We start from the raw sequence: 18,530 nt of genomic DNA on the forward strand, positions 1-18,530 counted from the left end.
TGTCTGGGGTTCATGCGCCCCAGCCCCGGCGGTTGGCAAGCAACTCGGCGACCAGGGCGCTGGTATCGACGATATCCAGCCGCTGCAGGCATCGCACGGGCAGGCGAAAGGGCGCGATGCTGTCGGCCACCAGTACCCGTTCGAATACCCCGCTGTCGAATAGCTCGCCACCAGTGGTGAACAGGCCATGGGTGGCAGCGGCCAGCATGCGGCTGGCTCCGGCCTGCCGGCAGGCCTGGGCTGCGCGCAGCAGCGTCTGCCCCGTGCTGATCAGGTCGTCGAACACGATGACAGTGCTACCTGCCACGTCACCCACCAGGTGTTCGCCGCTCAGGCCCGCCTGCTGGCGGTGCTTTTCCATCATGGCCACAGATACCGGGCGCCCGAGCAGGTCCGCCAGAACCTGGCGAAACTGCTCGGCGCGTTTGATGCCGCCAATATCCGGCGACACGACCGTGACTGTCTGCTCACCGAGCAGCGGGGCCAGGTGTTGGGCGAACAGCTCGGTGCATTGCAGGTTCCAGCTCGGGATTCGGTAGGCGTTGTCGAAGGCGCTGGGGTTGTGTACGTCCAGCGCCACCACGCGGTCGACACCGATGCTTTCCATCAGGCAAGCCACATGGCGGGTGATGGTCGCATCCTGAAACTCCACCTTGCGGTCCTTGCGGCCATAACACAGGTAAGGCGTGACTGCTGTCACCTGGCTGGCACCGGCGTCCTTGAGCGCACCACAGAAGAACAGCAACCGGCACAGCTTGTCGTGTGCGCTGTGGTGCGCGTCGCCATAGAGCGAGTGAAAGACGATGACCGATCGACCGTCGACCGATTCGCCAGGCCAGCATTTGTGTTCTCCGTCCTCGTAGTCACGCTCTTCATGTGCTGACAGTGTCCATCCCAGGCGTTGCGCCACGGCATTCCCATAGGCCTGGCTGCCTCGCAGGGCGAACAGTAACGGCGGTGTGTCATTCATGCCCTGCGCTCCATTGGTCGTACATAGCAACATAAGCTGAGTTGGACTGTGGGGTTTGACGTTTATCAAGTCGAGCATAGCCAGCAGGCGGACACTGGGCAGGTCAGAGCATGCCAAGGCCTGCGCACCTATACCCTGCACGGAGAGTACGCCAATGGACAAATACCAGAAAAGCCACAAGGACAAACTGTTCAAGCCACACCCGTTCGACCCCTATGCCACGCCGCTTCGTTCTGGCGGCAGCGCGCGTTGTCCGCAATGTGGCGTTGTCTACCACGGAGGGGAGTGGCACGCCTATGGGGCGATGGGGCCTGGGCCGGTGGATTCGATTGTCTGCCCCGCATGCCGACGTATCGAGGACCGTGCCGCTGCCGGACAAGTGCGGGTGTCGGGCCGTTTTCTGGCAGCGCACGAAGAGGAGATTCGCAAACTCATGCATAACGTGGAGCAACAGGAAAGGCAAAGGCATGTTCTTGAGCGCTTGATAGCCATCGAGTACCAGCAGGATCAACTGGTAGCAACCACCACTGGTACCCACCTGGCCAACCGCATCGGTCATGAGCTGGAGGCCGCCTACGATGGAACTTGCAGCTACCGTTACAGCGACAGCGATGTGTACTTGAGTATCGACTGGCATCGCGACTGAGGTCAGTTCGCCTGGTTTCACTCCAGGGAGAAGGTGAAACCAGGCAGGTGATCGTTCAACCGTGGATCGCCAGAATGCTGGAGTGAACCTTGTACAGGGTTTGCTCTGTAGTACTGCCAACGACCTTGCTCACCCCCTCGTGGTAGAGCGTACCCATCACTACCACATCGAAGCCATGCTTGTTCGCGTAGTCGCTGACCACGTTACGGGCAGCGCCTCGCACCAGGTGCAGATGATCTGGCTTGATGCCGTAGCGGCCGCCGAACGTCGCCATGCGCTCGCGCGCGCGACCAGATATTTCCTCTACCAGCTTGTCAGTCCAGGCCACGGGTGCGGCGGCATAGGCAACGAAGCTGGTGCTGGGTTCATAGGCCTGCAGCAGGTGCAGTTGCGCCTTGCATCGCTGTGCCAGTGCCTGTGCCCGTTGCAGGATGTGGTCGTTGAGCCTGTCGATCACCGGGTCGTGCTCGACAAGATCCACGGCGACAAGGATGCGCGCTGGCAGCTTGGTTTCAGCCTGGGCCACCAGGTGCATAGGGATCGGGCAACGGCGCAGCAGTTGCCAGTCCAAGGGGGTCAACAGGGCACGGCTCAAGGCGGTTTCGTGCCTGATGTCCTTGATCACCATCTCCACCCGGTGCAGTTGGGCCAGCCGGATTAAGTCCTTGAGCGGGTCTTCATCGTCCAGTGTCTCGGCGTAGGCGGTAATGCCCAGTTCGCCCAGCGCTTTCACCTGGTCGGCGAGCCAAGCCTTGCGGTGCTCGGCGTCCTGCTTGCGGGCATTACTGCGCAGCACCTGGTCCAGGGTGGCCAGGCGTGAGGGCAGTTGACTGAGCACCACCAGGTGCAAGGTGGCGCCTGTCGTACTGGCCAGCGCCTGAGCACGCGTCAGGGCAGGCGAGGGGTGCAGGTCTGGATGGCAGATCAGTAGCAGTCGCGAGTAAGCGTTCATGATGGCCTCCACGGCGATGGCAGCCTCGATGAAGGCCCACCGGTACAGGCCAAGGGTGACGCACTGGGGCTTGATGGCCTTGATATTTATCAAGATTGGCTGAGCGGCAGCTTCGATAATGACAGCGGTGCGGCACCCCATATTCGCGCCAGGAGGTGACTGATGAGCCCGTACCGCCGGATTCTTCTGGTCATGACCAAGGTCCAGGCCCATGCCGCGATGCATCGGGCCATGGCATTGGCTCGAGCGTCAGGTGCCTTGTTGCACGTACTGGGCATCCACACCACCACTGAGCCTGGCCTGCCCGAGCCAGGGCAGCAAGCTTCACAACCTTCAGCCGCGTTCGCGCACTTCAGTGCCGGGCTCAAGGCATTGCTCGACGAGCAGGCGCCCGCAGGGTTGCACACCACCTTCGAAGCGCTGGAAAGCTCCATGGCGCGTGACCTCGTACCGGCGTGTATTGCACGCTTTGCGCCTGACTTGGTGATCAAGGGGCTACCCGCCAGTCGGGTACCTGGCCTGAACGACAAATCTTCGGTTGACCATGTGTTGCTGCATACCAGTAAGGTGCCATTGCTGCTCGTGCCTGCCGAGGCCAGCGCCATGCCCGCGAACATACTGGTGGCCGTGGATGTGGCCAAGGCAGACCTAGCGCAGCAAGCGCTGAACCATGCGCTGGTGGAGGCAGGCCGGCAACTGGCGAGCCCATGCAACGGCCAGGTCCATCTGCTGTCGGTCTACGATCTGCCGTTGGCCATGCTGGCCAATCCCGACCTGGCAGCGCCATGGGCGGAGCAAGTGCGCGAGTCACTCCAGCTACCATTCGATGAACTGGCCGATATCCATGGCATTCCCTATGCGCAGCGCTACTTTATCGAAGGTGCGCCGCTGCGCGTCATTCAGTCTCTCGTCCCCACGCTGAAGGTCGATGTGGTGGTGGTCGGCGTGGTGCAGCCCAGACGTTGGGCCAAGCTGATCGGCGATACTACCGAACGGCTCGTCAATGACGCCCCGTGCAGCGTTCTGGCAGTCAGGCCCCCGTCAGCCGATTGATTCAGGCGGTATCGCCGGCTCGGCCGTGGCGAATCACTTCCACGCTGAAATCCGCTTCGAAAGGCGGCACATGACATTCGACGATGTCCTGCTCGGCGACTTGCAGGTGTATGCCCACGATGTGTGCATGCACGGGTTGGCGGCAGGCGTGACGGTCAACGAGCACCGCGCTGAGTACCCGTCGCGCCCCAAGCTCAGCCAGGTAAGCGCAGGTGCGCAGCAGGGAGTGCCCTTCGTACAGCACGTCATCGACCACCAGCAAGGTGGTTTCGGCCAGATTTAGGTTGGCCAGCTCAGGGTTCTCGGTGAGCTGCGTATGGGCATGCAGGAGGCTGAGGTCGTCGGCGTAGCGCTTGACCTTTATCGGGTAGAGCGGCAGTGGCGCGGCACTTCCGGTCAGTTGCTGCAAGTGCAGTTGCAGGCGCCGCGCCAAAGGCTCACCTCGGCGTTGAATTCCCACCAGTACCAGGGGCTGTGCAGGCATCAGCGCCAGGGCCTGATACGCCATTGTACGCAGCACGCTATCGAGATCTTGTTCGTCATACAGGCGAACGCATGAGGGAGCGGGGCGGTTCATGATTCTTGTCCGTAGCCGGCCAATGGTCATTGGCAAATTACGCTGCCACCGCCAATTGGACTTGATAAAAGCCAAGCACAGGTCAGTTCCATGACGATGCTTGCGGTCGATGTCGAGGGCATTGGGGCTGGCACCGCTCGATGCGCAGCGGTCTTGCAGGTCAATTACTTCAACTGTTGACCTAAGATAACTTCTGCCGCCTTTGGGATCGCCGCGCCACGGACGCAGTGGTAGCGTTTTTATACAGTCGTGTCGATCACGGTGGGTTGTCATGTATCAGAATCTGGCTGTCCTGGCTGCCTTGCTGGTGCTTTACGCCAACCTGGCCGGCGCGCTCGAATCCAGACCCGTCAACGGGCCCCTGTTGTTCCTGCTGGCGGGCCTGGTGGCCGGCCCGGCCGGGCTCGGGTTACTGAACCTTTCCCTGGACCGCCATGATCTTCGGCTACTGGCCGAGCTTACCCTGGCGATCGTGTTGTTCAGCGATGCTGCCCATGCTGACCTGGCTCAGTTACGCCGCAACCGGAGCCTGCCGCTGCGCCTGCTGGCGATCGGCTTGCCGCTGACCCTGGTCGCCGGTTGGCTAGCTGCGTGGCTGATGTTTCCACGCATGCCCTGGCTGGAAATGGCCCTGTTGTCGACCATCCTGGCCCCCACCGATGCCGCCCTTGGCAAGGCAGTGGTGACCAACCCCCTCGTGCCAGCCAGCGTGCGTGAAAGCCTGAATGTCGAAAGCGGGTTGAACGATGGCATTTGCGTGCCGGTGCTGCTCTTGTTGCTGGCATTGTTGATGGAGAGCCGCTCGACGATGCCCTTCGCCCTGGGGGGATACTTCTTGTTTGAGGAGTTGGGTATCGGCGCACTGACGGGGGCTGTGCTGGCGCTGATGGTGGGAGGGTTGTTGCGTCTTTCCCAACGCCGCTGCCTGCAGGTGGAATCATGGCAACAACTGGTAATGCCCGCCCTGGCGTTGCTGAGTTTCGCCAGTGCCCAGGCAATGGGCGGAAGCGGTTTCATCGCGGCATTCTGCGCAGGATTGCTTACGGGGTACCTGTTCAATCGGGAAACGCAACTGCTGCTCAAGACCGGCGAATCCTGCGGTGAAGCGCTTTCGCTGCTGACCTGGGTGGTGTTCGGTGCCTACGTTGCGCCCAAGGCCTCGCAAATCCTGTCGCCCTCGGTATGGTTCTACGCGCTGCTGAGCCTGTCGCTGGTGCGTATGGTGCCTGTCTGGGTCAGCCTTGCCGGGAGCGAACTGACTGCCGATAGCCGTCTGTTCATTGGCTGGTTCGGGCCGCGTGGTCTAGCGTCTATCGTTTTCGCTGTGCTGGTACTCGATGCACGGTTGCAAGAGGGCAGCACGATCATCGCCACGACTATCGCTTGCGTCGTGCTCAGCGTGGTATTGCACGGCATAAGCGCTGCACCTGGGGCCCGTCGGTTGGGACGCAGCGTTGGAAAGTGACGATCGGTTCTTCGACAGGCTTTCGCGGAGGTTGCCGCCATGCGTGAAAAAGCAAAGAAAATGGGCCTGGTCGGACTGACGACACTGGTCACGGTAAACATGATGGGGTCCGGCATCATCATGCTGCCGGCGAGCATGGCGCAGATCGGCGCTGTCTCGCTGTTGTCCTGGGTGATCACGGCCATAGGCTCGATGGCTATCGCCTACTGTTTCGCGCAATGCGGCATCTACTGCACGCAATCGGGTGGCATGTCTGCCTACAGTGAACAAGCCCATGGCAAGTCTGCTTTCTTTCTGTGCTCCTACCTTTACTTTCTGTCACTGATGATTGGCAACGTGGCCATCGCCATTTCCGCCGTGGGCTACCTCACGCCTTTCATTCCCTGGCTTGGCAGTGGCGGCGGGCCGCTACTGGCAGGAGCGGTGACGTTGATCTGGTTTACCACCTTGTCCAACCTGGGTGGCGCCGAGGTTACCGGTCGTATTGGCGCGGTCAGCGTATGGGGTGTCATCGTCCCGGTTGCCGGCTTGAGCTTGATCGGCTGGTACTGGTTCAGCCTCGCAACCTTCCAGGACGCCTGGAACCCAGGTCAAATGCCGGTGGCTCAGGCCATAACCAACAGCATTCCACTGACCTTGTGGGCGTTTCTGGGTATGGAATCAGCTGCGCAGAACTCCGACGCGGTGGAAAATCCGAAGCGCAATGTGCCTCTGGCATGCTTGCTCGGCACCTTGGGCGCGGCCGTGATCTATATCCTCTCGACCAGTGTCATCCAGGGCATCGTGCCGAATCCGGAGCTTGCCAACGCCAGCGCGCCCTTCGCCATGGTCTATGCACAGATGTTCAATGACTCCGTCGGCAACGTGATCATGGCATTGGCGGTGATTGCTTGCGTCGGTTCGTTGCTTGGCTGGCAGTTCACCTTGGCTGAAACCGCCAGGGTCACCGCCGGGCAGGGCCTTTTCCCAACGCTGTTTACACGCACCACGGCCCGTGGCGTGCCACTGGCGGGCATGCTGACCTGCGCGGTGCTGCAGAGCCTCATTGCCCTGTCGACGCTCTCGCCCAATGCCAGCGCCCAGTTCAGCAAACTGGTGAACCTGGCTGCCGTGACCAATATCATCCCCTACATCACCTCGCTGACCGGGCTGTTGGTGATCATGTACAAGGCCCAGGTACAGGCAGCCATTTTTCGCCGTAACAGCGCAATCATGGTGGTCGCGGTTTGCTATTGCTTCTACGCACTGTACGCCTCGGGCCTGGAAGCCGTATTCGGTGCGGCACTGATCATGGCGCTGGGTTACCTGCTGTTCGGCTTCATTGCCAAACGTTTCGTCAAGGCGCTGGACATGATCGGAGGTGCGCCATGAAGCGCGGATCGAAAGTGACCGGTTGGTGTCTTTTCAGTTTGCTGTCGTGCGCGTCAGCGGACAGCACCGTCGCCGCTGCCGACACGTTGGGCCGGTTACGCCAGGAGCAGGTGCTGAACCTCGGATTCATGGAGGGGTTCGCACCCTTCTCATCAGGCAGCGATCAGGCTCCGGAGGGGTATTCCATCGACCTTTGCCAAGCAGTCGTCGCACGTATTCGGGAATTGCCAGGGCTCGCTGGCTTGCAGGTGCGCTGGCACTCACTGGCAGAGCCAGAGGCTGTTCGGGCCGTGGGCAACGGGCAGGTCGACCTGCTGTGTACACCGATGGTGGAAACCAAAACCAGACGAGGCACGTTGGATTTTTCCATTCCGGTGTTTACCTCCGGCCTCGCGGCTTTGGTCAGGCGCGATGCACCTGCCAGCTTGCTCAGCCCCCTCAGCGGTAGCACGGACAATACCGGCCCGCGCTGGCGCGCGACGATCAATGCAGGGCTGAGCAAGCACAGTTTCGCCGTATTGCGTGGCACCTTGAGCAGCCGCTGGGCCCATGAGCGGATCCGCCAGCTTGGCTTGCAATCCACTCTCGAGGAAGTGTCGACGTACGAGGAGGGGGTGCAGCGGGTGGCCGACCGCAAGGTCGACGCGTTCCTCGGAGACAGGGTTGTCCTGCTGGCCCACCAGGCCCGGCAAGCCGAACGCGACCAGCTGTGGGTTCCGGATCACCTGTTCGTCATGAGCCGGGTGGCGTTGTCGATGCCAAGGGGAGATGCAGATTTTCGCTTGTTGGTGGATACCGCCTTGAGCCAGGCCCTTTCGGGGCCGCAAGGTGAGGCGCTGTTCGTTCGCTACCTAGGTCCACAGTCCGCACAGGACCGCTTGCTGCAAAGCCTGTATCCGCTGCCGGACTAGTTGGCGGGGATGGTGATGACTGGTGTTTCCGGCGCGACGCCGGTTTCGGCAAGGGACAAGAGCACAAGGATGAACAGAAACTCGGACTTGGACCTCAGGTCGCGATCGTCTATCCAGAACCAGTGATCGCGATAGCGCACGGCCGCATAGGCATTGTCTGGCTTGTGCTCGCTTGAGAAGATACGCACCAGTGGCGCGTCCCACTCGCTGGAAACCACAGGAAGGGCGGGCGCGGGGTTTGCCCGCCCTTCTTGCACATGGATGGGGGGGGCGTCGATGGTGGCGGCAATTTCCGAGAAAATCTCCGACATCGAGCGCGTCAGCAAGGCCACTTCGGAATCGTTCCGCTGCACCGAGCCGAAAGTGAGGTGCAGTACCTCCGCATCGGGTCGAAGGTGCAGCGACTGGCGCACCAACCGGCGATCATTTTCGACGATCTCCGACCTGGTGTCGGCAATCAGCAGCAACTCACTGTCAGCCCCGGCACGTTGACTGATCCGCATACCCAGCTTTTCCGAACGCTGAATCCGCCGAAGTGCATCCAGCACCGCATAGAACTCAGGGTCTGCTGAACGTAGCCGAGACGGGGAGGTAGACCTGTTGTACAAGCCGTTTGCGGCACGCGTGGTCAGGTGCAGCACGCGATCGACCGGATAGCCCGCCTGAATCAGCGAGAATATCGCCGCTGGCGAAAGCGGCGTGAGCAGATAGCGGGAAAAGCGTTCACCGGATAGCGGTGTGTAGCTGATGGTAGGGCGATCCGTATAAAGGCCCGAAGCGCCCAATGTCTGGCTGTTACCCTCGGCTGGTGAACCGCTGAACCAACTTGCGGAAAGGTTTACCTGGCTTTGGATGGCCGTGGAACTGATCACCGAAGACACCTCCAGATACACAGGGGCATCGGCGTAGCGCAACTTGACGATGTTCAACAGGGTCTGTTCCTTCCAGGTCGTGGCTATGACGGTCGCGTAATCGCTTCTATCGCGCTCGATAGTAGAGGGGCCGAGCGTGGAACAGGCGGTCAACATCAGTGTGGCCGCGACGAGAGCGGTTCTGTTGAAACGGAAGGAGCTTGAATGCGCAGTGGAAACACGATTTTCATTCATCTTCTTGAATCCAGATAAATGCAGTTGGGTCACTCCCGGGCATAAGCCATGGCAGTGCTCAATCGTCTTCCTCGCGAAACGCTTTTATCCTGCCTTTTTTCTCGGCGTTGACCAGCGCCGCGTAGTCCCTGGCATTCTGCTCGGCATAAGCCAGGGCAAACTTGCCAAGGGCCTGATCGAAGGCGTCCGACTTGCCGAGATATCCGCTGATCAGTGCTGCGTCCCCTGACTTGGCATGCGCCCGCGCCAATGTCATGCCGCACACCTGCGCATACATGTTCATCTGCTCGAAAGACGCACCTTCCACCGGCAATGACATCTTCATATCGCGCAGTTGTCTGACGAAAAACTGCCGGCCCTTGCTGCTTTCGGTCCAGCCCAGAAAAATGTCGCTGGCGGACTGCGAAAGGCGCTGGCCGGTAACCACGCGCTGACCTTGATTGGCAAATTCGCTCTTGCCGGCATAGGGCGCCAGCACTGATGGGCAGGCTTCCTTGAATTGCAGCAGCAGCGGATGGTTTTCGGCCGAAAAGAACAAGCCAACGAAGCAGAACGTGCCCACGCTGCCGATGCCTACGGCTTTTACTGCAAAGTCCTCGAGGCGATAACGGTCGTAGAGAAATCTGCGCTCGGGTAGCAATGAACTGCGGTAATCCTCAAGAGCCAGCTTCACGCGCTTGGCAAAACCGGCTTCATGGATATGGAACAGGATTGGCGGCTGGTCGACCAAGCGCCGCCTACCGCCCACTTCATCACTGATCTGGGGATACAGGTAGTCCCCAATGCGCGTTCTGGCCCTGGCTATCAACTCTTGCCGCGCTTTGCGGTATTTCATGCTGGGTGCCATGTCGATGATCGCTTGAGCGTCCAAGCGGTCGTACCAGACGTCAAGCGGACTCATCTCCGACAATTCACGCATGCGTTTGCGGTAGGCCTGCACGCAGGCCATGGCCAGCTGTCCTGCCTCCTTATCGTTCAGCCGATTGTCCTGGGCGGCGACGGCAAAACTGACCGCCAACCGTTTGATGTCCCATTCCCAAGGTGCAGGGAGCGTCTCGTCGAAGTCGTTGATATCGAAGATCAGGTTGCGTTCAGGGGTGGCGAACAAGCCAAAGTTGAGCAGGTGGCAATCGCCGCACGCCTGGACGCGTACGCCGGTGCAAGGCAGTGTGGCGAGGTCGCGTGCCATCAGGCCGGCCGAGCCGCGCAAGAAGGTGAATGGACTGCGCAGCATTCGCCCGTAACGCACAGGCACCAGTGCCGGATGTCGGTCACGGTTGGACAGTTCGAGCAATCCAACAGGATCACGCTGCCTGGGCTTGCATTTCCACGTTGCATGAGCCGCCCGCGGCACGACATCTCGTAGACGTTTGCCGGCCTCCAGTCTCTCCTTGAGCGAGTGAAAATTCTTATCTTCACGGATGTCGTCTATTACCCTGGACAACCGTTTGGTTGAACGCTTCTTGAACTCAGCCATGTCGGCACCTTGGATGAGCAAAGGGTGGGCCCGACCGACAACGGAACTCGTCTGTGATGAATCACTAATGCGGCGTCGAATATTCCCGGACAGCTTCTGAAAAGCGTAGCAGTAATTCACTTATCCCAAATTGGCCGTGCGGCTGCCAGTCTGTTGAGGCGGGCAGTGGCGTGACAAGGAGCGGCAATTGCCTTCCACACTCTGTTATATGCTGTGGTGTTGTTGTTTGTCGTGCCTGCGCCGCTGCTGGTTTGCATCAAAGTGGTATTGGCGCGTAGGGCCAGAGGCGCACAAAGAAGCCCTGGCCAACATTGAGCCAGGGCCGCCAATTACCTTCAGGCGATAAGGTCCACTGCCAGCTGGAAGGCTACCCATAACGCCAGGCCAGTGGCGAATGCCAGCGCAATGTTTTCGAACCAGTTGTTGCGGTACGCCTTGCCCAGCAGCGATTTCTGGTTGGACATGATCAGCAGGCCCAGCGAGATCACCGGCAGGCCGATGATGTTCAGCGCGCTGACACCGATGGTAAGGGTCACGAAGTCGGGCATGCCCGGGATCGACCAGAGCAGTGGCGTCACCAGGATGAACAACATGAACCACTTGTGCATCGGGTCGTTGTGGAATTCCTTTCCATAGCGTTCGCGCCGTTCGGGCTTCACATGTTGGAAAGCGTCGGTGATCAGCATGGGGAACGCAGTGGTCTTGCCAGAAATGCTGGCGAACAAAGTGGCGAATACGCCTACGAAGAAGATGTACCAGCCGATCGGGCCGAAGAACAGTTCCAACGCCTTGCCCAGGTCGCCGAGCGTTTTCACCTCGATGCCGTTGGGCCGCAGGATTTCCGCGCCGACGATCCAGATCGCCAGGTTGATGACGATACCGACGAATACCGCAAACAGCAGGTCGTTGCGCTGTATGCGTTTATGTTGCGGGCCGACCCAGCCTTTTTCACGCATGACATAAGGGTGCACGAAGTTGGCTACCGAACCTGCCACGGCACCGATCACCGATACCGCTACCAGCAGTGCGCCGTGAACGCCTTCATCGGCTGGAATGCTGAAGCCGATGGTGCCTTTGACGATACCCGCCACGTCGGGGCCGGACATCACCGCAAGCGCCAGGAAGGCCAGGGTCATCACCGCCAACAGTACTTTCATGACCCCTTCGATCATTGCGTAGATGTTGCGCCCCACCAGCATCCAAACGGCCAGCACCACGGCCATGGAGCACAGCAGTGGGTAGTCGATCCGCAGCAACATCGCCAGCGCTTCCCCCGCACCCTTGATCATGTAGGCGTTCATCAGGTGCCCCATCAACAGGGCATAGGCCAACATGAACCAGGCGAACACCGGGTGCAGCTGCGCATAGCCCTGCAGAATGGTCATCCCTTGGTTATTGCACAGCTGGAAACGGGCGATGATGTTTACGATCAGGTACCGGAGCAGTAGCGAAACGGCCAGCACCCACATCATGGCGTAACCGTAGTTCGCCCCGGCGACAGATGAGGTTATCAGATCTCCTGCCCCCAACCATGACAGAACCGCGATGACGCCGGGGCCAAGCAATCTGATCAGCTTTGACAGGCGATTTTGATGGGTTACGGCAGTTTTCCCCTCGACAGAAGGTATGCTCGACATGGTGACTCCATTGTTTTTTTTGTGAGAGCGGTGCGTAGTCGATCATAGTAGGTAGGATGTCGTACAACTAAAATTCGAGCAAAAATATTTCTGAATGTTACGGAGTGAGAGGCAGTCTCCAGAGGGCGGCCGAGACGACACCGAGAGGCTTTCTCGGATAGTGGGGGACGGCCGCATTTGTCGCGGCCTTTACTCGTTAGACTTGCGCTTGGCCACCGTCGACGAACAGTTCGGCCCCATTGACCAAGCTGGCGTCGCTGGACGCCAGGAACAGAGCGGCTTTGGCAATCTCTTCAGGCTCGCCGACGCGCCCCAAGGGAATCTGGGATGCCAGGTAGTCCAGCAGGCCTTGCTGCTGAGCTGCGTCCGGGCCGGCGAGGTCTACCAGACCCAGGGTGCGAGTCGCGCCGGGGCTTATGGTGTTGACCCGGATGTTGCGATCTTTCAGGTCGAGGATCCAGTTACGGGCGAAGGCACGCACTGCAGCCTTGGAGGCCGCGTACACGCTGAATGCGGGTGTGCCCGAGCTGGCCGCAGTGGAACCGGTCAAAATTACCGAAGCGCCTTGGGCCAGAAGTGGCAGCGCTTTCTGAACCGTGAACAGCATGATGCCTCTGGTGCTTGCGGGCACGGTTATATCCCACTTCTGGAACTGTCGTGCTGTTTCAAACAATCGATTTTGTCATTTTACGATCCCTCTCCAAGCACCATTGAGCTGCATAAATCAACGGTTTCCGGGCGCGTCGGGAATTCTCACAAAAAGCGATGATGGCACGTTGACTCTCCCCTTAGGGGGAGACTTTAGACTCCCGGCCCTCGATATATCTGGCCTGAAAACAGCATTTTTTGGCCCGATGAATTTATTCATTCAATGCGGCTTTTGTAGGGAAACAATCAATGAACAATCCCTTGGAATTGGACAGCGTTATCAGCAGTACACAGGAGATACTTGCGCAGTTGCTGGTGTTGGACCAGGCCGACGTGGCAGAGCACAGCAGTATCGTTGACGACCTCGGCGCCGACTCGCTGGACATCGTCGACCTGAGCTTCCAGTTGGGCCGTCAGTACGGTTGCACCTTGCCGAAAACCAGCGTGCTGGATCACGCGGTAGCGGTGTTCGGCGACGCCACCCGGTTTGTCGAAAAAGGCCGAATCACGCAGGACGGCGTGGCCTTGCTGGAGCAGAGCCTCAGCGCTTATGCGCCGGGCCAGTTGCACGCGGGCATGCAGCCGGGCGATGTCTTCTCGGCCACCACCGTGCGCAACTGGGCGCAGCAATGCCATAACGTTTTCAACTACCTACCCGAGACCTGCCCTGAATGTGGCGCGGTGCATGCCCAACTCAATGAACGCAAACAAGTGGTGTGTGGCGGTTGCAGTGCTCGTCTGACCCCTCTGGACGGTGACTCGATCTCGCGTCTGTTGGTTGAGCAGTATGCGGCCACCCAATTGAAGGCTTCGGCGTAGGGGTTGCCTTGATGCAGGCCCGAGAGGTTCTGGTCACCGGCTATGGCCTGGTGGCTCCCACGGCACTGGATGCAGCCTCGCTGTTCACGACGATCAGCGAGAACCGTTCCTGCATTCGCCAGCACCCGGCGTTTGTCGAACTGGGCTTTGCGAACCCGGTGGCCGGGTTTATCGATGAGCAACAATGGCAGGTGATCGCTGCGGCCTTTCCGGGCGATCTGCAGACCACCTCCCGCCAGGAATGGCTGGCGCATTACGTGGCCCGTCAGGCGTTGGCCCATGCCGGGTTGGCCGACCCTGCATTTGCCCGAGTCGCCAGCGGTATTTTCGTCGGGGCCAATAAATACTGCATGAGCGGTGATTTGCGGGACGCCAGCCGTTACATGGACGATCAGGGGCGGGTCGATCTTGACCAGTACCTGGATAACCACACCCTCAGCGGTGGGGCGTTCGCCCGGCGGGTTGATCAGCAAACCCGCCATCTCGCCGAATGGCTGGGTGTATGTGACCATATCTCCACACATTCCGATGCCTGTGCCGCCGGCACCATGGCCATCGGCAGCGCCTATCGAGCGATCGCCCGTGGCGAGATCGACCTGGCGTTGTGTGGCGCGGTGGAGTTGATGGCCCATGAATTGTCCTACTACAGCTTTGATGGGCTGGGCGCACTCTGCCAGCGAGTGGACTTTTCCCCACAAGAACAGAGCCGGCCGTTCATGCCAGACCGCTGCGGTTTTGTGCTGAGTGAAGGGGCGGCGCTGTTGGTGCTGGAATCCCGCGAGCATGCCGAGCGTCGTCAGGCCCGTTCGCTGGGCCGGGTGCTGGGTTACGCGAATCTGTGCGAGGCAGAGAAAATCACCTCCAGCAGCCGCGATGGCAGCAAGTACGCCGCCTGCATGACCGCGGCCCTGGCCGATGCCGAACTGCCCAGTGCGGCTGTGGACCATGTGAATGTTCACGGTACGTCGACACAGGCCAATGACCGTTGCGAGGCCCTGGGCCTGGCGCAGGTGTTCGGCGAAACCCTGGAGCAGATGACGTTCACCGCCAACAAATCTGCCGTAGGGCATTCGTTGGCCGGCAGTGGTGCCATTGAGGCGGTGCTGTCGTTGATGAGCATTCAGTCGGGCGTGGCCTTGCCGACCCTCAATTTTCAGCCGGAAAAATCCGAATTTCCGGAGTTGAAATTCCTTTGCGAACCGTTGCAGCAACCGATCAATGTCGTGCTCTCAAACTCCTTCGGGTTTGGTGGCGTGAACAGTTCGTTGGTGCTGGGCAGGGCATGACATGACCAGATCCAATTCAACTGCTGTTTATATCACTGCAGCGTCGGTACTCAACGCCGCCGGTACTGAATGTGCGCCTCGTGACAGTCAACCTCAGGCCGCGCAACCGCTGGATTTCGACCCGGCACGCCTGGCCCGTTGTGTCACAGCGCCCGCCTTGCCGGCTGGTGTGTACGACCGCAAATTGTCCCGCAGCCTCGAGCCTCAGGGCGCGCGCCTGCTGTATTGCGCCGGCCGCCTCGCCGAGGCCTTGCGTGAGCTGGAACTGCCCGATGAGCGGATCGCATTGACCGCTGCCATTCCGGAAGTGGATGGCCCCAGCTCGTGCTGGGATGCCGTGCAGGCCATTGGCGCACGACCGGCGGATCTGTTGGCGCAATTCTTTGCCCACACACCGCCGCTGCATGCGCTGATGATGCTCAACAGTAGCGTCATGGCCCACGCGGCTGAGGCCTTGCATTGCAAGGGCCCCATGGGCGGTTTTTGCTCCCAGGGCAATGCAGGACTGGATGCTTTGATGGAGGCCGCCGCCCATCTGAGCGAAGGCCGTGCCGATGCTGCCGTCGTGGTCAGTAGCAGCCCGAACATCACCCCGGCATTGTACCTGCGTGACGCTACACACCCACCTGTGAACCCCGGCCCGTGGGTTTTCGGCGAAGGTGCTGCGGCACTGTTGCTGACGACCAAGCCGGGCCGCGGTGCTCAATCTGCGTTGCGCATTGCCGGGTTTGCCCGTGGTTACAGCGCGCAACCCGAGCGTGGGCTGGCGGTTGGTCGCGACGTCATCGAGCGTGCTTTGAGCAACGAAAAACTATGCCTCAGCGATGTCGGGCAAGTCGTCGCCGATGCACAGGACCCGCAAATTGCCGCGTTGTTCACCCTATCGGGGCACACCCTCGAACACTCCAGGGCGTTGGTAGGTGACTTGGGCGCCAGCGCCTTGCTCAGCGAAATCGCTGTGACCTGGGCACTGGATTGCAGCCGTTACACGCTGTTGCTCGAACATAGCCGAGGTGGGCATTGGGGCGCGGTGCTGCTGGCCAGAACGTCGTCGGACACAGAGACAATGGAGAGTTACCCATGAGCCCCAGACGGATCGTGATCACGGGCATGGGCGCCGTCACCGGCTTCGGTTTCGAGTGGCAGTCCATGTGGCAAAGAATGTTGGCCGGCGAGCATTGCATTCGGCCATGGCAACCGGAAGGCGTCGAGGCGGGTGCGTTCCCTGTGCGTTACGCAGCGCCCGTGGATATGGGCTTGATGCCGGCACACTTGAAAGACCATCCGGCCTGGGGGTTGTCGCTGGAAAAACGCACCCGTTTTGGTTGGGTCGCGGCCACCCAAGCCATTTCCGACAGTGGCCTGAGCCCCGAACAGTTGCGTGGCGCGGCGGTATTGTCAGCGTCCGGCGCACCTGCTCATCGTTTGCAGGACATGCTGCTCAGCCTGGCGGATGACCCGGCGCAGGCACCGTCCTGGGCTCAGTTGATGGCGCGACAGGCGCAGGTCGATCCTGACAGTTCACTGTGTCAGAGCAACGACCGTCTTGCGCGGGTGATTGCCGATGGCATCGGCAGTGAAGGCCCGGTGATCAATATCAGCAGCGCTTGCGCGGGAGCATCCCAGGCCATCGGCAATGCATTCCAGATGATCCGTCGCGGCGAGGTCGAGCTGGCCATTGCCGGGGGCGCCGATTCGGTGCTGAGCCTGGACACCATGACCGCGCTGTATCTGCTCGGCGCCGCCAGCAGCGAGCAGCGTTGGGGCACCGAACTGTGTCGGCCGTTCGACCGCCATCGCAGTGGCTTGATTGCGGGTGAAGGCGGTGGCTTTGTCGTGCTCGAAACCCTCGAACGGGCGCTCGCCCGAGGGGCAACGCCGTACGCCGAAGTGCTGGGTTTCGGCAGCAGCCTGGATGCCTACAAAATCACCGCACCCGACCCGCAGGGCCGGGGAGCGGTGCTGGCGATGCAGGCGGCCCTGACAGATGCCGGGCTGGAGCCGCAACAGGTCGATCTGATCAATGCCCACGGTACGTCGACACCCCTCAACGATGCCGCCGAAACCCTGGCGATCAAGACCCTGTTCGCCGAGCGCGAACATTATCGGCGGTTGCTGGTGACGGCCAACAAATCCCAGTTCGGCCACCTGATTGCGGCCGCCGGAGCACCGGAATTCATGCTCACGGCCCTGGCCTGCCGGGATGATCGGGTCACGCCGACCCTGAACCTGCATGATGCCGACGAACAATGCGACCTCGACTACTGCGCCCATCAAGCGGTCAAGCGCAAGGTCGACGTTGCCCTGAGCAACTCCTTCGGTTTTGGCGGGCTCAACACTTCACTGGCGCTGGGCAAGTACCGGGAGGCGCCGCGATGAAACAGGCGGTCGCGATTGCCGGTGCGGGTTGCGTGTTGCCCAGCGGCTGGGGTGTCGAATCTTTCTGGGCGGCTGCGAACGAGGGGCGCAGTGCAATTACGGCGCTGAACGCCCGAAGGTTCAGCAGCGAACGCGTGGTGGCGTTCGGGCAAATTCAGGATCAGGACCACCAACGCAGCCGACAAGACCTTGCGCAAAACCTTCAGCGTTACTGCACGCCGGCAGTGATCTGGGGTGTCAGTGCGGTACGTCAGGCGTTGGAAGAGGCAGGCCTTGCCGATGAGCAGCCAGATGTCCGTTTCGGTTTGTATTGCTGTCAGGGCGGCTACACCCATCCGTCTCTGGAATCCTATGCCGAGTTGTTGCTCGGCTGTCGGCAGGACGGCGTCGCCGACATGGCGGCGTTCGCCAAACGGATCCTGCAAGACCGTGCCCAGGACCCTTTTCTGGTGCTCAAAGGCTTGAGCAACTGCTTGCTGGGTGTCACCAGCCTGGCGCTGAAACTGGTGGGTGAGTGCAACGCCTATATGCAAGGTGTCGCCGGCAACCTGGCAGCCTTGCGTGAGGCTACGGCCGCTTTGCAGGATGGCCGAATCGACGCGGCGATCGTTGTCGGCGCGGGCAGCGAACTGGATGCCCTGGCGCTGTCCGGGTTGGTCCAGGCGGGGGTCATCAGCGCCAACGGCTCGAACACTCTGCTGCCGTTTGACCTTCGGGGCACCGGCGGCATTGCCGGGGAGGGCGCGGCAGCATTGGTGCTGCGCCGGCGCGAAGACCTGCCGGCCGGCCCTCAGGCGTGCCTCGCCGACATGACGGCCCATGCCACCCTCGGTCGCTTGAGCCTGCCCGACAGCCCAACCGATCTGTTGGTATGCAGCGGCACCGGCGATGCGCACAAAGACCGCGTGTTGTGCCAGACGGTGGCCCTTGCGCGCGCCTCGCACATCACCAGCGGGTTGGCGATAAACGGCATTCTCAGCGCAGCGCCGAGCCTGGTGGATCTGATGCTTGCGCGTTGCGCATTGCAGGCCCAAAGCGTGCCGCCGATTGCCGGTTTGCAGCAGCCAGTGGCAAACCTGCCGTTCATTCAGGGCGCGCCCCACGCCGCGAGCCTTGAGCATTGCCTGGTGCTGAACCGCGACGACAACGGATTCAGCGCCGCCTACCAAGTGCTCTACAGCGCAAAGGTCACTCAAGACTGACGCTGACTACCGCCCATTTTTTACTTTCAGG

The 18,530-nt window shown here is 60.7% G+C and carries 17 protein-coding genes; 10 read left to right on the forward strand and 7 right to left on the reverse strand.

Going from position 1 to position 18,530, the window contains the following annotated elements; all coding sequences use genetic code 11:
- Positions 1–10: 10 nt before the first annotated feature.
- The gene (locus tag RR51_RS05955; protein WP_039612907.1) at positions 11–970 is read right to left on the reverse strand and encodes a ribose-phosphate diphosphokinase; all 960 of its coding nucleotides are present in this window, start codon (positions 968–970) and stop codon (positions 11–13) included.
- A 154-nt stretch (positions 971–1,124) separates the two neighbouring features.
- Here RR51_RS05955 and RR51_RS05960 point away from each other — a divergent pair, with 154 nt between their 5' ends.
- Complete coding sequence (locus RR51_RS05960) at positions 1,125–1,616, forward strand: BCAM0308 family protein (protein WP_023662714.1); 492 nt, start codon at positions 1,125–1,127, stop codon at positions 1,614–1,616.
- A gap of 55 nt (positions 1,617–1,671) precedes the next feature.
- On the opposite strand, the gene RR51_RS05965 is transcribed toward RR51_RS05960, so the two are convergent.
- Positions 1,672–2,661: a universal stress protein gene (locus RR51_RS05965; protein ID WP_039612973.1), complete on the reverse strand. Its 990-nt coding sequence runs from the start codon at positions 2,659–2,661 to the stop codon at positions 1,672–1,674.
- Between the two features lie 69 nt (positions 2,662–2,730).
- Here RR51_RS05965 and RR51_RS05970 point away from each other — a divergent pair, with 69 nt between their 5' ends.
- Entirely contained in the window at positions 2,731–3,621 is an 891-nt protein-coding gene (locus RR51_RS05970) for a universal stress protein (protein ID WP_039612908.1), read from the forward strand.
- 1 nt (position 3,622) lies between these two features.
- Here the strand turns inward: RR51_RS05970 and RR51_RS05975 are convergent, their stop codons facing one another.
- Positions 3,623–4,198: a phosphoribosyltransferase family protein gene (locus RR51_RS05975; RefSeq protein WP_039612909.1), complete on the reverse strand. Its 576-nt coding sequence runs from the start codon at positions 4,196–4,198 to the stop codon at positions 3,623–3,625.
- Between the two features lie 271 nt (positions 4,199–4,469).
- Here RR51_RS05975 and RR51_RS05980 point away from each other — a divergent pair, with 271 nt between their 5' ends.
- From RR51_RS05980 to RR51_RS05990, 3 genes are read left to right on the forward strand one after another with little or no spacing between them, the layout of a single operon-like run.
- A complete protein-coding gene (locus RR51_RS05980; RefSeq protein ID WP_023662718.1) occupies positions 4,470–5,663 on the forward strand; it encodes a cation:proton antiporter in 1,194 nt (397 codons plus the stop codon).
- Positions 5,664–5,702: 39 nt separating this feature from the next.
- Complete coding sequence (gene potE, locus RR51_RS05985; RefSeq protein ID WP_039612910.1) at positions 5,703–7,034, forward strand: putrescine-ornithine antiporter; 1,332 nt, start codon at positions 5,703–5,705, stop codon at positions 7,032–7,034.
- On the forward strand, positions 7,031–7,945 hold the full coding sequence (locus RR51_RS05990) for a transporter substrate-binding domain-containing protein (RefSeq protein ID WP_082044654.1): 915 nt from the start codon (positions 7,031–7,033) through the stop codon (positions 7,943–7,945). Before potE ends, RR51_RS05990 begins: the two co-directional genes overlap by 4 nt.
- Here the strand turns inward: RR51_RS05990 and RR51_RS05995 are convergent.
- The 4 genes from RR51_RS05995 to RR51_RS06010 form a co-directional block, all read right to left on the reverse strand.
- Positions 7,942–9,051 (reverse strand): hypothetical protein, encoded by a 1,110-nt coding sequence (locus RR51_RS05995; protein WP_052261030.1) that lies wholly within the window; start codon positions 9,049–9,051, stop codon positions 7,942–7,944. The genes RR51_RS05990 and RR51_RS05995 overlap by 4 nt on opposite strands.
- Before the next feature lie 58 nt (positions 9,052–9,109).
- The gene (locus tag RR51_RS06000) at positions 9,110–10,528 is read right to left on the reverse strand and encodes a DUF2252 domain-containing protein (protein ID WP_082044655.1); all 1,419 of its coding nucleotides are present in this window, start codon (positions 10,526–10,528) and stop codon (positions 9,110–9,112) included.
- Between the two features lie 335 nt (positions 10,529–10,863).
- Positions 10,864–12,165: an Nramp family divalent metal transporter gene (locus RR51_RS06005; RefSeq protein WP_039612912.1), complete on the reverse strand. Its 1,302-nt coding sequence runs from the start codon at positions 12,163–12,165 to the stop codon at positions 10,864–10,866.
- Between the two features lie 196 nt (positions 12,166–12,361).
- A complete protein-coding gene (locus RR51_RS06010) occupies positions 12,362–12,802 on the reverse strand; it encodes an SDR family oxidoreductase (RefSeq protein ID WP_397460906.1) in 441 nt (146 codons plus the stop codon).
- A gap of 260 nt (positions 12,803–13,062) precedes the next feature.
- On the opposite strand from RR51_RS06010, the gene RR51_RS06015 reads away from it, so the two are divergent.
- From RR51_RS06015 to RR51_RS06035, 5 genes are all read left to right on the forward strand, one after another.
- Positions 13,063–13,632 (forward strand): acyl carrier protein, encoded by a 570-nt coding sequence (locus RR51_RS06015; protein WP_039612913.1) that lies wholly within the window; start codon positions 13,063–13,065, stop codon positions 13,630–13,632.
- Between the two features lie 11 nt (positions 13,633–13,643).
- Positions 13,644–14,918, forward strand: a complete 1,275-nt coding sequence (locus RR51_RS06020) for a beta-ketoacyl-[acyl-carrier-protein] synthase family protein (protein WP_039612914.1) — start codon at positions 13,644–13,646, stop codon at positions 14,916–14,918.
- A 157-nt stretch (positions 14,919–15,075) separates the two neighbouring features.
- A complete protein-coding gene (locus RR51_RS06025) occupies positions 15,076–16,002 on the forward strand; it encodes a beta-ketoacyl synthase (RefSeq protein ID WP_177328644.1) in 927 nt (308 codons plus the stop codon).
- The gene (locus tag RR51_RS06030; protein WP_039612915.1) at positions 15,999–17,297 is read left to right on the forward strand and encodes a beta-ketoacyl-[acyl-carrier-protein] synthase family protein; all 1,299 of its coding nucleotides are present in this window, start codon (positions 15,999–16,001) and stop codon (positions 17,295–17,297) included. The genes RR51_RS06025 and RR51_RS06030 overlap by 4 nt, the downstream gene beginning before the upstream one ends.
- A complete protein-coding gene (locus tag RR51_RS06035) occupies positions 17,294–18,499 on the forward strand; it encodes a beta-ketoacyl synthase N-terminal-like domain-containing protein (RefSeq protein WP_039612916.1) in 1,206 nt (401 codons plus the stop codon). Before RR51_RS06030 ends, RR51_RS06035 begins: the two co-directional genes overlap by 4 nt.
- Positions 18,500–18,530 lie beyond the last annotated feature (31 nt).

Source organism: Pseudomonas sp. C5pp (assembly GCF_000814065.1).
In the GTDB taxonomy this organism is placed as follows: domain Bacteria; phylum Pseudomonadota; class Gammaproteobacteria; order Pseudomonadales; family Pseudomonadaceae; genus Aquipseudomonas; species Aquipseudomonas asiatica.